Annotated in this window: 11 protein-coding genes; 5 read left to right on the plus strand and 6 right to left on the minus strand. The window is 54.8% G+C overall.

Going from position 1 to position 13,517, the window contains the following annotated elements:
* Positions 1 to 89: 89 nt before the first annotated feature.
* From MRS74_RS11745 to MRS74_RS11765, 5 genes are all read left to right on the plus strand, one after another.
* Positions 90 to 488 carry a hypothetical protein gene (locus MRS74_RS11745; protein WP_254580477.1) on the plus strand — a complete coding sequence of 133 codons (399 nt, stop codon included), beginning with the start codon at positions 90 to 92 and terminating at the stop codon, positions 486 to 488.
* A gap of 96 nt (positions 489 to 584) precedes the next feature.
* Positions 585 to 2,420, plus strand: a complete 1,836-nt coding sequence (locus tag MRS74_RS11750) for a multicopper oxidase family protein (protein WP_254580478.1) — start codon at positions 585 to 587, stop codon at positions 2,418 to 2,420.
* Between the two features lie 1,529 nt (positions 2,421 to 3,949).
* Positions 3,950 to 4,447, plus strand: coding sequence for a TspO/MBR family protein (locus tag MRS74_RS11755; protein WP_254580479.1), 498 nt, complete (start codon positions 3,950 to 3,952; stop codon positions 4,445 to 4,447).
* Positions 4,448 to 4,723: 276 nt separating this feature from the next.
* The gene (locus tag MRS74_RS11760; protein WP_254580480.1) at positions 4,724 to 5,005 is read left to right on the plus strand and encodes a hypothetical protein; all 282 of its coding nucleotides are present in this window, start codon (positions 4,724 to 4,726) and stop codon (positions 5,003 to 5,005) included.
* 1,633 nt (positions 5,006 to 6,638) lie between these two features.
* Complete coding sequence (locus tag MRS74_RS11765) at positions 6,639 to 7,367, plus strand: phospholipase D family protein (protein WP_254580481.1); 729 nt, start codon at positions 6,639 to 6,641, stop codon at positions 7,365 to 7,367.
* A 275-nt stretch (positions 7,368 to 7,642) separates the two neighbouring features.
* Here MRS74_RS11765 and MRS74_RS11770 read toward each other — a convergent pair whose 3' ends face one another.
* The 6 genes from MRS74_RS11770 to MRS74_RS11795 form a co-directional block, all read right to left on the minus strand.
* Entirely contained in the window at positions 7,643 to 8,788 is a 1,146-nt protein-coding gene (locus MRS74_RS11770; RefSeq protein ID WP_254580482.1) for a diguanylate cyclase domain-containing protein, read from the minus strand.
* Between the two features lie 32 nt (positions 8,789 to 8,820).
* On the minus strand, positions 8,821 to 10,335 hold the full coding sequence (locus tag MRS74_RS11775; RefSeq protein ID WP_254580483.1) for an ATPase domain-containing protein: 1,515 nt from the start codon (positions 10,333 to 10,335) through the stop codon (positions 8,821 to 8,823).
* Complete coding sequence (locus tag MRS74_RS11780) at positions 10,332 to 10,757, minus strand: hypothetical protein (protein WP_254580484.1); 426 nt, start codon at positions 10,755 to 10,757, stop codon at positions 10,332 to 10,334. The genes MRS74_RS11775 and MRS74_RS11780 overlap by 4 nt, the downstream gene beginning before the upstream one ends.
* 137 nt (positions 10,758 to 10,894) lie before the next feature.
* Complete coding sequence (locus tag MRS74_RS11785; protein ID WP_254580485.1) at positions 10,895 to 12,337, minus strand: dihydrolipoyl dehydrogenase; 1,443 nt, start codon at positions 12,335 to 12,337, stop codon at positions 10,895 to 10,897.
* Between the two features lie 85 nt (positions 12,338 to 12,422).
* Positions 12,423 to 13,157 carry a glutathione peroxidase gene (locus MRS74_RS11790; protein ID WP_254580486.1) on the minus strand — a complete coding sequence of 245 codons (735 nt, stop codon included), beginning with the start codon at positions 13,155 to 13,157 and terminating at the stop codon, positions 12,423 to 12,425.
* A gap of 125 nt (positions 13,158 to 13,282) precedes the next feature.
* Entirely contained in the window at positions 13,283 to 13,507 is a 225-nt protein-coding gene (locus MRS74_RS11795) for a hypothetical protein (RefSeq protein ID WP_254580487.1), read from the minus strand.
* Positions 13,508 to 13,517 lie beyond the last annotated feature (10 nt).

Raw genomic sequence — 13,517 nt, forward strand, 5'->3', positions numbered from 1 at the left:
GGCCTGAAGGGTAACCGCCAGGAAAGCTGCGCACTCAGCTCTTAACAGTTGCTTGTTCATTATCAGACCACTCCAGGGAAGGTGCCCTTATGAAGCTGTTAACCCGTAAGAAACGACAGCCCGCAGGGCTGCCCCTGTCACTGCTTGCCAGCAGCTTGCTGCTGTCCCTGCTGTCGCAGGCGGCCGAAATCCGCGAGCTTCCGGAGCTGCCCCATGCCCGCCTGCAGATGCAGGCCGGGGCGACGACGCCGCCCGCGGCAGAATCGGTGCAGCTCATGGCCAGGCTAACAAACTCACAGAAGCGGGGGCCCGGCACCGAGGTCTTCTATGACCTGACCCTCGACTATGTCGACAGCAGCCTGTTCAACCCCTCCACCCAGCAAATGGATGCGACAAGCAGTCTGTCGGGCTTGGCCGGTCGTAGCGAGGGAAAGTCAGTTTTGAGGCAGTTTTTGAGCTCTTTTGAGACGAATAGTGGTTCTATTTAACAAAAAAGAGCACGAAAAATGACCAAAGTCTGCTTTTCCGCAGTAGATCAGTGTTAAGTCCGACAACCTGCTAGGCTCCGGGCGCTGACCGGTAGCGTGACCAGCAAGACGGTGCCCTACATCGGGCCGGTGGTGGAGCTCTACCCGGGGGAAACCTTTCGCCTGAGCCTGAACAACAAGCTGCCCGCCGACGATCCCTCCTGTCCCGGCACCAGCGCAGACGGCAACGGCGGCCACTGTTTCAACACCACCAACATGCACACCCACGGTTTGTGGATCAGCCCCGCCGGCAACAGCGACAACGTGCTGCTGAGCATCAAGCCGGATGTGAGCTTCCAGTACGAATACAACATCCCGGTTGACCACCCGGCCGGCACCTTCTGGTATCACCCGCACCTGCACGGTTCCACCGCGTTGCAGGTGTCGAGCGGCATGGCGGGCCCGCTGGTCATTCGCGGCACCCGTTATCCGCGGCAGCAGGGCGATCAGGTGCGCTCGGGTGACCTGGACACCCTGCTGCTGCAGCCGGCGCCGGACAGCCCCCAGCCGATCAGGGAGCGCATTGTGGTATTCCAGCAGATCGGCTATGCCTGCCGGCAACCGGGCGCCGGGCTCGGCCAGTTGGGGCCGATTCTCAAAGACAGCGAGGGCAACTGGATCTGCAACAAGGAAAGCCCCCATGACAGCGAAAGGATCGGCCAGATAGAGGCCTATGATCAGTTCGGTATCAGCAACGGCATTAGCGCCTGGAACGCATCCGGCCGCTATACCAGCATCAACGGGGTCGTCATGCCGACCTTTACCCAGGTGCGTGCCGGCGATCTGGAACGCTGGCGGCTGGTGCATGCCGGCGTTCGGGACAGCATCAACCTGCAGTTTCGAAAAGCCCGGGCGTCTGTCTTGACGGACCCGTATCAGCCGGCCTCGCTGGAGGACCGAACCGAGCAGGTGGATACGCAGTGCGACGGCGCCCTGATCCCGCAGTTTTCGGTGGCCTCGGACGGCCTGACCCGGGCGCAGGTCGCCAGCCAGGATCGCACCATACTGCAGCCCGGTTACCGGGAGGATCTGCTGATGACCTTTCCCGCCGCCGGTATTTATTGCGTGATAGACGCCAGCCTGGAGGCGACCCAGGCGGTGAACGGCCAGGCACACGGCCGTGAACTGCTGGGCTATGTTCAGGTGCTGCCGCCGCTGGCGGATGCCGACAACCGGGTTCAGGCGCTGGCGGATCTCAGCGGGCGCAGCCTGACCGACGCCCTGCGCAGCTGGGTACAGGACTGGCTGGTGGCGTCGGCCCTCAAGTTCATGCCCGCAGACGTTAGGGACAGCATCGTCAGGGACCTTGAAGACCAGCTGAAGCTCAGCGCCTTCGTCGATCACAAGACGATCATGCAAGCCGAGGTCACCGGCAGCCAGACCCTGGGCTTTAACATCGCCATATCGCCCCCGGCCCCGAACCGCTATGAGATAGGTACCCTCGATTACGACGCCGCGACCGGCACCTACAGCCTGCAGGATGCCAGCCCGTATTCGGCCACCAAGGTGAACCGGGTGCTCAAGCTCGGGGGCGTCGATGAGTGGACCCTCAGCACGTTCTTTGCCGGTCACCCGTTTCATATCCACGTCAATCCCTTCCAGGTGGTGTCGGTGCAGAAGTGCCTCAGCGAAAACTGCGCGGACCCGGCCAGCTGGCAGGACCTGACCGCCGATCCCGCGAGCCAGTATTACGGCATGACGGGTCGCTGGCGGGATACGCTCTTTGTCGAACAGGGGGTGGTGATCAAGACCCGCAGCCGCTATGAGCGCTATATCGGCGAATTCGTGCTGCACTGCCATATCCTGGACCATGAAGACGAAGGCATGATGCAGAACGTGATGGTGGCGTTGCCTGATGGCAAGGGTGCTGTGTCGGCCATGGGGCATCACTGAGGCATGTTGTAATCCAGCAGGCGCTTGAAAGGCGTCTGCCGGTAGCACGCCGCCATGCCGTCATAACGTATGGCTGTAATAGTAAGGAGCTGGAGACATATGTTTTCTGGATCGGACCTGCCGGCGGAGAGTCTGCGGTGTTTTTTGAGTCTGTATTTTGCCTTTTGGCGACCGACTTTCCTTGTTACGCGACAAGGACTGTTTCCAACGAAAGTAATGCACATCGATTTACCTTGAAGAATGCGCCCCGATGAATCCTTCTTGCTGCGCTCTGGCGTCATTGTATGGGCGGCACTCCCTTCAAGGTGAAGAGCCGGCACATCCTGTGTCGCTATCTGCGGATCGACAGTCCCTGTCTTGCCGCTGCGGGTTAATTCGCCGGATGCGTTCTGCGCCCATACATTAGAGGCAAAGGGCCTGTGGCGTGTCGAATAAATACATTTCGTCAGGCAGGGTGGAATCGTAGGAGCCCGGTCTCCGGGCGAATTTGAGCGTCTGATCTGCGAACGATATAGGGACTTGGGTAACAGCGAAGTTCAATGACATGGGTAACACTTTATATGAGTATTGATACGTCTGGTTCCTTGAACCTGTTGTGTTGGCGAGTGCTGCGAGGTGATTTGATGGGTAGTGTTGCGCCTTGCTGGCGCGTTACTTTCTTTGCACGCGCAAAGAAAGTAACCAAAGAAAGGCGTCCCGATGAAGCCTTTCCGCTGCGATCTGACGCCATTCTGCGGGTGCCGGCCAACCGGCACATCCTGTGCCTAATCTGCGGCGTAACAGTCCCTGTCTTTGCCCCTGCGGGCCTGATCGTACACTGACGCCAGTGCTCGCCGGCATACGGCCATGGATGGCCGGTAGCCAGAAAATGCAGGAGCAATTTTCTGCTCATAAGGGGGAGGGTGGCCGTTCTGAAGTTTTGGTTGCTCAGACTCGCTTGTGAAGTTAAAGACTGCCGCGGTTGTAGGAGTTGCGCCCCGCGACGAAGCTCTTCTGGTGTTGGTTCGACAGTCCCTGTCTCGCAGACGTATGGCCGGTAGTCAGAAAATGCAGGAGCAATTTTGTGACTAAGGGGCTATCTGGCCGTGCTGAGATCCCTGAAGTTGAGTGCTGCCATACCGGACGGTCAGGTTTGATCTTGGGTTGCGCTCGCGTCACTGACGCCTTTTTAATGCCTTCGGCGTTTTCCTTTCAACTTGAGCCTGTATTGAGCATCATGCTTCAGGCACCGACGGAGTATGGGTGTCAGATTTTTATCGTCAATAAAGCAAACCTTCAGCTGAGCAACGCAAGCCGGGCTGGGTGAGTTGCCTCCAATCTCAATTCCTCTGTTCTTCCTGGCCCTGACTGCGTTGCAGGATCTATTTCGTTGCAGGACGGGCGGTCGCCTGGCTGCAGGCGCTTTTGGATGAGCTGGCCGGATAAAACGGCCTTGCAGCGGTATCCAGGCCTGTGGCCGCAGCTGTGATGGTTTTTATCTAAAATCAATAAGCCACGGTATATGCTTCAGGCAACAAGCGGAGATTCCGATGCGGTCACTGTTAAAGTACAAGCAGATTATGGGGCTAGTCGGTTGGCTGATTCTAAGCTTTGTGGCTTCCGCCGTTGGAGCCGTGGCTTCGATACAGGCCAAGTCTTTTTACAGCCAGCTTGTGCAGCTTGATTGGGCACCGCCGCCATGGGTTTTTGGCCCTGTATGGACGGCGCTCTACGTTCTGATGGCCATCGCAGCCTGGCTGGTATGGCGCTGTGGTGGATTGCGCGCCAATCGCCAGGCACTCAGGTTGTTTCTGGTGCAGCTTGCGTTCAACGCACTGTGGAGTTGGGTTTTCTTTGCCTGGCATAGCGGCCTTTGGGCGTTCGTCGAGGTCATAGTGCTGTGGAGCCTTATTGTGGCTACCCTGGTCTCTTTCTGGCGCGTACGGCTTCTTGCGGCTGTGCTGCTTCTCCCATACCTGCTATGGGTGAGTTTCGCAGCTGCACTGAATTTTTCCCTGTGGCAGCTCAACCCGCAGCTTCTCGGTTAGTGGCGCTGCTGCCTAATAATCCCTTCAATCCTGACGCAGCAGGCAACGCGCCTCGAGCTGCCTGTCGGGCTTTTCCGCACTACTGCACGACTGCACAAGTGCATGGATGCAGGAAGTAGGGCGAAGCAGGATGCCTGAGTCGAGTAGACCCGTATTAAGTCCGAGAGTCTGCCAAGTAAAAATGGTACATTTCTGGTCCAGATCGCTGCCAATTTCACCCGATTGGTGTTTGATGCAGTATATTTTTCTCTGTTTCAGTGGTTTCAAGGATTCTGTATGAATGTGGATAAAGCTAAAAAACGAATTGCAAAGCAGGTTAATAAAGGATTTAAAGGTTATCCTCAGATTACACTGGCGTACTTTGGTAAAAGCGCTGATTGTGCAACAGAAGTCGTTATTCAGTTTACTTTGGAAGAAGGCGCCGAAGTGCAAGAGGAAAGGTTTTCGAGTGAAACTGACGTTAGAGAAAATGAAGTTATTCAGTCTGCCTTGCTTAAAATTATTGAACGCGCCAATGCTAATTCAGTAATGCAAATTGAAGGTGTGTCGGCTCTTTAATTTTCTAACAGAAACGTAAGGCTATTAATCTGGCGGACACTTCGGCTCGGTTTGATTGTCTGTTTTTCGTCTGTGATCGACATATTGTCTTTGCTCGTGAAAAGAAAGTATCCAAGGCTTTTTAGCTTTAAGAATACACCCCGATGAAGCCTCCTTGCTACGCTCTGGGGGATTCTGCGGGTGGCGTTTCCTTCAAGATAAAGAGCCGGCACAACAGTCCCAGTTGTGCCACTTCGGGCCAATTCGCCGAATGCGCTCTGCGCCCACACTTTAGAGGCAAAGCGCCTGTAATGTGTCGTATAAATACATTTCGCCAGGCTGGGGGGAATCGTGGGAGCCCGGTCTCCGGGCGAATTGCAGCGTTTGACCTGCGAACGATATAGGGACTTGGGTGACAGCGAAGTTCAATGACATGGGTAACACTTTGCTGGGAGCGTGAGTTTCTGCCCGTTGGATCTGCAGTGCTGACGGACGCTTCGGCTCGGTTTGATGGTCTGTTTTTCGCCTGACGGCGACCTACTTTCCTTGTTGCGCGACGAGGACTTCCTAGAAGGAAAGAGCGCAAAGGAAACGCGCCCCGAAGAAGCCTTTCCGCTGCGCTCTGAGTCCATGCGACGGGCGCCGGCCTTCAAGGTGGAGAGTCGGCACATTCATGTGCTAATCGGCATCGATACAGTCCCTGTCTCGACCCTTTGGGCCAATTCGCCGCATGGCCCCAGTGCTCGCCGGCATACGGCCATGGATGGCCGGTAGCCAGAAAATGCAGGAGCAATTTTCTGCTCATCAGGGGGAGTGGGTCGTTCTGATGTCTTGGTAATACTGATTTAATTCTTGCGGCTGGATATGCACTTGTAGGATGGGCAAAGCGGAGCGTGCCCATCGGGTACTGGCTTTGATTGGGGGGCAGCGAGCCTCCATCGAATCGAACCACTCGTTAGGGTGTAGTTCATGCCCGTAGGTAACGGTTCAGTTCAATGACATGGGTAACACTTTGCTGGGAGCGTGAGTCCCTGGGCATTGGATCTTCAGTGCCGGCGGGGGCTTCGGCTCGGTTTGATGGTTTGTGTTGCGCCTTGCTGGCGCGTCACTTTCTTTGCACGCGCAAAGAAAGTAACCAAAGAAAGGCGCCCCCGATGAAGCCTTTCCGCTGCGCTCTGACGCCATTGTACGGGTGCAGCTAACGGAACATCCTGTTCCTAATCTGCAGCTCGACAGTCCCTGTCTCGCCCCTGCGGGCCTGATCGCACAATGACCTCAGTGCTCGCCGGCTTCATAAGGGGGGGGGCGTTCTGATGTTTTGGTGGTGCTAGTTAATTATTGCAAATTGCACGCGCCTGGCAGCGCGTCGCCAAGCTGTTTGTCTCTGTTTGCAAACACTGGTAAATTGGCGCATCTTCAACGATACAACGGCTCATGGAATGGAGTCGCGATAACCAGGGAACGGTCCTATGCTTTCTTCTCACTCTATCTCCTCAAAAATGCCATTGAACGTGTTCTCAGACAGGTTTTTCTGTGGCCGCTCAATTAACGGCCGCAATGTGTTTTGTTGGGGGTAGAGGTGTATGTATCTGCCCGACATGAATTCTGACGGGCTCCAGCACCCTGGTTTATGCAACATCGGAGGTTGTACAAATTGGCAAAGTTTCTGAATACCAGCGCGACAAATTATTTTCTTGAGGAGTTGATCAAGGGCGCTTCGGAGAGGCTGATTCTGATCAGTCCGTTCCTGAAATTGAACGACCGGGTCAAGGAGCTGCTGTCCGACAAGAACCGGCTCAAGATTGACGTCCGCATTGTCTATGGCAAGAACGAACTTCAGCCCGAAGAGATCAATTGGCTGCGTGAGCTCACCTATATCCGCACCAGCTTCTGCAAGAACCTGCATGCCAAGTGCTACCTGAACGAAGAGTCCTGCATCATCACCAGCCTGAATCTGTACGAGTTCAGCCAGGTCAACAACAACGAGATGGGCATACATTTGTCCCGCTCCCAGGACCCTGAAATCTACCGCGAAGCCTTTGAAGAGGCCCAGCGCATTATCCGCATCAGCGACGAAGTACGGATGTCACTGGAAAAGATCTCCAGCGCCCAGGCCGAACGTGCCGAGACGGTGACTGCTGAGCCCGCTGCTTCCAGTGAAAGCTTGGAACCTGCCAGCGGCAAAATAACATCGTCGAAACTGGCCAAAAAGCTCGGTGTCTCCACCCAGACCTTCCTCGACAGAATGGTCGAGGCAGGCAACCTGGAGCTCCAGGACGGCAAGCATTTGATTACCGAAAAAGGGAAAACCGAAGGCGGTGAATTTAAAGTCAGCAAGCGCTTCGGGCCTTACTTTATCTGGCCGGAGTCGTTTTGCTTGTAGCCGTTATGGAAAAGGTGAACAGGAACAGGGATCTTTTCTATCATGAATTGGGCACCAGAGGAGCATCGATGCGAGGCTTTGATCGTTAGTAAAGAAAATCGTCAGCTGAGGCATCAGTCGTGCACGCGTTTGCGTGTACGATGTCGTTGATTTATATCGCGAGTACCAGAAGATTGTCCGTGACCGAGTTATGATCTTGCCCAGTAGCAGCGGACAGAGTATGAAAGCAATAGGGACGTTCTTCGGCCTGCACTATTCGCGGGCAAGCCGGATTATCAGGGGGAGGAAGGCAAGACCTGATCCTGTGCATCGAGCGAAAGCAGTTGCTGGCCCGCCAACTGTATTGCTTCTAACCGCTCGCGTTGCTTCACGCCAAGGTAGCCACAGCTATCATTATCCATCAGCATGAGATGGCTGAGTCCCAAAATAGCATTAAGCGGAGTACGTAATTCGTGACTGACACGCGCTAGAAATTCACTTTTACCACGATTGGCGCGGGTGACTACCTCAAGCTCGATGGATTGCTCCATTTTTTCTAAGGTGATCCTGGCGATTTCGGCATCCGCCTGAGCATTCAACGTTGCAATGACTAACTGCTCGTTGGCTTCGAGTAAAGGGTTTTCACCCTCCAAATGATTCCTGGCTTCGGGAACGAGTACCGGTAAATGATGCGGCGCCATCGGCAATGCAGGTTCTGCCAATTTGGTATTGCTGACCCTGGCAACTTTATCACCGCGATAGACACAGCTACTGAAACCGTTACGCTTGGCCTGGTACATCGCACTATCTGCACACTCTATCAGTTCACCGGGATCTTCGCCGTGGTCTGGATAAAGACTGATGCCGATACTCACCGTGAGCCTTAAGACCTGATCGCCTAGAGGATAAGGATCTAAAAGGGATGTGTGGATCTTATCGGCAATAAGAATAGCATCGGATACCTGTGTGATCTCCGCTAGCAAGATTAAAAACTCATCGCCACCGTGGCGACTCACTGTATCAACTTGGCGAACAACAGCCGTTAGACAATGTGCAATATGCTGCAATACCTGATCGCCAACACTGTGGCCGTGGGTGTCGTTGATATGCTTGAAGTCATTGATGTCGAGAAATAACAACGCGAGACAGCTACCATGACGCTTTGCCACAGCAACTGCTTGAGTAAAACGATCCAGCAACAGCATTCGGTTCGGTAACGCCGTCAATGCATCGAGCTCGGCCGACCGAGCGATCTTTTCCGCATGTATTTGTGCATCTATGGTCGACAACACCAGCTGTTGGTTTGCCTCGACCATCAGCATTGTTTCGCTGCCTAATTTGTTGCCGACATCGATCAAATCTGCTTGTAGACGCGTCAGCAGCAGGCGCGCTTCTACGATTTGTTTTTCCAGCCGCATCAACTCATGGGCGGCCTTCGCCACTTTGTCTTCGCTCCGGCCCGGGAGGGTGGCTGTCACTGAGGGCCGCCAGGTAATCCGTTGTCAGTCGCCGTTGTCTCGGCAGTAGGCAATGGCGTGGGTTGGATTTTAGTTGCGCGACCGCTCAACAAACCTTCCTGATCATTGAGCATTTCACCGATATGTATCCCGTCAGCATCGATATGGTATTGGCGCAATTGATCGGAATGACTACTCGCACGCACTTTCACCACGGCCATCATCCGGCATAAACGGCTATCGACTTCAATGTAGCGCTGGACAATGATGGCATCGGTCAGGAAAGCCGTACCATAGGGGCTAAACCGCAGGTCGGTGTAGCGATCTTCAAGTTCCGAGGTCATCAACACGGTGACGCCTGTGGACGCTAGGGCAGCAACCAGGCGTGCGAGCGATTCACGAAAGTCGTCGCGAAACGTCGGAGCGACGGCGAGCTCAAAACCCGATAGCGAATCGATAACCACGCGAGTTGCCTTAAATCGGTCGATCTCGCTGAGCAGCTGAACCACGATTTCATCGATTGAGAGATCAGGCGCCCGGCTATCCAGCAAGCTGACGTGGCCCTCGTCAATTAAATTAACCAGGATGTGATTGCGCAATCCTCTGGGGCGCTGTTCGAAGGCAGCTATAATGCCTTTTTCGCCGCGCCGCGCACCCTCCGCCAGAAAGCTTGCCGCCAAAATACTTTTTCCTGATCCCGAGGGGCCTGCGACTAACAGCGAATAACCACTTGGAAAACCACCTCCCAACATTTCGTCCAGCTCGGGAATTCCCATAGATACCCGTGAATCGATGTTACTACTCAGCGAATTATCAGGTGTATTTACGACGCTTTTAGCGGGCGCAAATATTTTCAGGCCTGAGCTATCGATGCGAAAAGTATGCAACCCCGGCAGTGTCGGCTGCCCCCGCATTTTCATAATCGCCAGCTTGCGGACCATGGAGTTACGCTTCACACTTTGACGCATCCATATCAAGCCATCGGCTACGGTAAATACGGGGTTAGGATCGTTCTCGTTAAGATATTCGCCGATCAAAAAAGTGGTGGCCTGCCAGCTTGTCATCAACATGCCGAGCTCCTGCACGAATTGCTGCAGGATATTATGCGAATTGTCAGTGGATTTATTCGCAAGCGTCATTGAACGAAACGAATCTACAAATACCAGTGCCGGACTGTGCGCCTCAACTTCAGCGACGATACGGCTTAGGACCTGATCCAAATTGCCCGTTAAAGCATCGTCCGCCAGATTGACAAAGCGAATCGAGTGATCGATCGCTTCGCTATCGAAAAAGTCGAATTGCTGCTGATACCGCAGCATTTTCAATGGCGGCTCACCCAGCACTGTCAAATACAGCGCGGGTCTTTCACGAGTTGCCAGAGCGAACATCATTTGGTGTGCTAGTGTGGTTTTTCCACAACCGGGCGACCCGGCAATGAGATTAAAAGAAAATTCCGGTAAACCACCACCCAAGATTTCGTCTAGACCGGGTACACCGGTCGCTAAACGTTTGATTTTGACTTTGGTGTTCATTTGCATTCCTGTGCGGGTGGGCTGCTAAAAAGGTTATCTCCCACCGAGCGCAGCAATCGCTCCGTGAGCGAAGGTCCTACTAAACTGACCAACAATTCATGAAGGTTTTTAAAAATAACAGAGCCACCCTGGATAAGATCATCCGGCTGTTGATGAATTAACAACGATTTGAAATGTGTGAAATCGATAGAGGTCTGAACCCCTTGGTGAGGACTCGCCAGCCAGGGATACGTTTGGGCAGCAAGATAAAGACTGCGTTGATAAAGAGCAGCGACCCCACGTTTACCCATAATGGGATTCAGCACGATATCGATCTCCCGCCAGAGCGTAACAAGTGCAGCAGCGATTAATCCAGCGTCCATTCGACCTTCGAATCGATGAGCTAGTTCAGCCTCAATTCGGCTGCTAACACTATTTTCCATAAAACATCGCATTCAATTGACTGATCTGTTGAGCATAAGCGAGCGCCCATTAGTCGTCTGTACGGTAACGCACACAAGGGGACTTGTTCATAGGTTCCCTCATCCCGATCAAGTTCGCTGGTGCGCGGGCGCAATACTCAAGCGCCAGGCCCACAATCCATACAGCGCTTTATCACGTCTGGGCCTATATGCAGCTTATGGTTGAGATCACGCAGGGCAGTCCTTAAGCCTTCTTCGATGACCGGATGATAAATGGTCATTTCCAGCATTTCGGACACTGTCATGCGTTTTTGCGCCGCCCAGGCCAACAGGTGTCCGATATGCTCGGCGGCAGGGCCGAACATTTCCGCCCCCAGGAACAAGCCGCTGCCCCGCTCGGCATAGACTTTCAGGATCCCCTTGTTGCGCAACATGACGCGGCTGCGTCCCTGATCCTCGAAGGATACCTGGCCCATGGCGAATCGATCCTTGAAGTGCTGGTTCAACTGATCCAGATTGAATCCGACTGATGCCACTTGCGGATCTGTAAACACCACGGCCAGAGGCGTACGGCGCAAGCCCGATCGTACATCAGGGTAACGTCCGGCATTGTCGCCGGCAATGCGACCCTGATCGGCAGCTTCATGCAACAGGGGGATGTCGTTGCTGGCGTCGCCCGCAATAAAGATCGAACTGTTGCCACAGCGCTGGGTAAAGCGGTCAAACACTGGTATGCCACGCTCGCCAAGCTGCAGTCCGGTGCTTTGCAGATCTAGACCGGCGACATTGGGAGCTCGGCCCGTTGACGCCAGCACGTAGTCGAACTGCTCGGTTCTCCAGGCGCCATCCCGGTGTAAGTATTGGACCTCTACCCCGGTGGTGGATGCCTTGACTGATTTCACCTGTGCCGATGCATCCAGATAAAACTCTCCATTGAACGTCTTGTCGGCGTAGTCACGAATCGCCGGGTCACGTATACCGGCAATTCCGCCTTTCACGCCGAACATTTTGGTCAGCACTCCCAGGCGGCTCATCGCCTGACCCAGTTCCAGCCCGAGCGGACCGGGTCCGAACACCACCAGGCGCTTCGGTAAAGCAGGCAGTTCGAAGATGGTTTCATTGGTCAGCAGGTGAGTGCCCAAATCTTTCAGCAGCGGCGGCAGGATGGGACTGCTACCGGTGGCGATCACGATGCATCGGGCGTGAATCGACTGACCCTGCTCTGTCAGCAGAGTATTGGCATCCTGAAATCTGACCTTTGCCATTAGACGGTCGCCTTGCGGAAAGGAATCCATCGACTCCAGCACGAACCCGACAAAACGGTCCCGTTCGCGTCGCACCCTTGCCATCACCGCCGCACCGTCGATGACTACATCTTTGACATGGACCCCGAATGGATCTGTATGGCGCGCTTGATGAGCGGCTTCTGCGGCGGCAATCAGCAACTTGCTGGGCATGCAGCCTACGCGGGCGCAGGTTGTGCCGTAGACGCCGCCTTCGATCAGTAGGACTGAATCCGTATGGGCTCGCGCTGCATGGTAGGCGCCTATACCGGCGGTGCCCGAACCGATAATGGCGACATCGACGTGAATCGGGGTCATGGGAGATTGCGCCTGCAAAGATTCCGGATTGCCAGTCCCAACGCATCAGCTAGGCCACGCCCTGGTGACCCGCGCCGAGTAGAGTTCACTTGGCCAGCCAGGTTGTCAGCTCGTCGGCGCCGCCGATGTGCTGACCATCGATATACACCTGGGGTGTTGTCCCGCGACCCGTTACCGCTTGCATGGAACTGTAACTGATGCCGTGCCTACCCAACTCGATTTCTTCAAACAGATAGCCCTTGTCGATCAACATCTTGCGAGCACGAGCACAGTGCGGGCACCCGGGTTTGCTGAAAAAGCTGATTCGCGGCGGGGGACTGGCATTGGGGTTGATATAGGCCAGCAAGGTATCGGCGTCCGACACCGTGAACGCATCGTCTGGTTCTTCCGGCTCGATGAACATTTTTTGAATCAGGCCATCCTTCACCAGCATGGAATAGCGCCAACTGCGCTTGCCCAGGCCGATGTCCGATTTGTCCACCAGCAAGCCCATGCCTTCGCTGAATTCGCCGTTGCCATCGGGCAGGAAGTAGATCTTTTCGGCGTTCTGCTCCTGTTTCCAGGTTTCCATCACGAAGGGATCGTTGACGGCCAGACAGATGACGCTATCGATCCCGTTCTCCTTTAATACGTCTGCCAGCTCGTTGAAACGCGGCAGGTGGGTGCTGGAGCAGGTCGGCGTGAAAGCTCCGGGCAGCGCAAACAGCACCACCGTCTTGCCTTTGAACAGTTCATCGGTGCTTATCTTGCGCCATTCATTATCGACCCGGATCGGAAAAGTGACCTGGGGGACTTTTTGACCTTCTCGTGATTTCAGCATGGTTATCCTCGGGTTTGTCGTGTGCCTTGCACTGTACGTATCCATCCAGGAGCCGTCTGTTCGCTGGCGAACTGAGAGGCTGGCCATGATGGCCTGGCACGGTGGTGGCAGCGCTCATGGCGTGCTTAGATGCTCGACGACGGGATATTGAAACCGGAAGGCATTTTTGTGCTCAAACCGCACGCGGCACTGAACAAAGGGTGAGCAAAGAAGACGTCGGCGGACTCGGCGCTGCTGTCGACTCCTTTCTCGACGACCAGGATCTGCTCCACGGCATATTTGTTCTTTCCAGTAATTTCCCCGGCCGGGTGAGCGTTGCCGGTTTCACCGCGCATATTCACTTCGTTCACGGCCAGCACA

This window comes from Marinobacterium sedimentorum, from assembly GCF_024267675.1.
Lineage (GTDB): Bacteria > Pseudomonadota > Gammaproteobacteria > Pseudomonadales > Balneatricaceae > Marinobacterium_A > Marinobacterium_A sedimentorum.

Coding starts and splice junctions, on each gene's coding strand:
- MRS74_RS11745 (WP_254580477.1), top strand. CDS start 90: ATGAAGCTGTTAACCCGTAAGAAACGACAGCCCGCAGGGCTGCCCCTG.
- MRS74_RS11755 (WP_254580479.1), top strand. CDS start 3,950: ATGCGGTCACTGTTAAAGTACAAGCAGATTATGGGGCTAGTCGGTTGG.
- MRS74_RS11760 (WP_254580480.1), top strand. CDS start 4,724: ATGAATGTGGATAAAGCTAAAAAACGAATTGCAAAGCAGGTTAATAAA.
- MRS74_RS11775 (WP_254580483.1), bottom strand. CDS start 10,335: ATGAACACCAAAGTCAAAATCAAACGTTTAGCGACCGGTGTACCCGGT.
- MRS74_RS11780 (WP_254580484.1), bottom strand. CDS start 10,757: ATGGAAAATAGTGTTAGCAGCCGAATTGAGGCTGAACTAGCTCATCGA.
- MRS74_RS11785 (WP_254580485.1), bottom strand. CDS start 12,337: ATGACCCCGATTCACGTCGATGTCGCCATTATCGGTTCGGGCACCGCC.
- MRS74_RS11790 (WP_254580486.1), bottom strand. CDS start 13,157: ATGCTGAAATCACGAGAAGGTCAAAAAGTCCCCCAGGTCACTTTTCCG.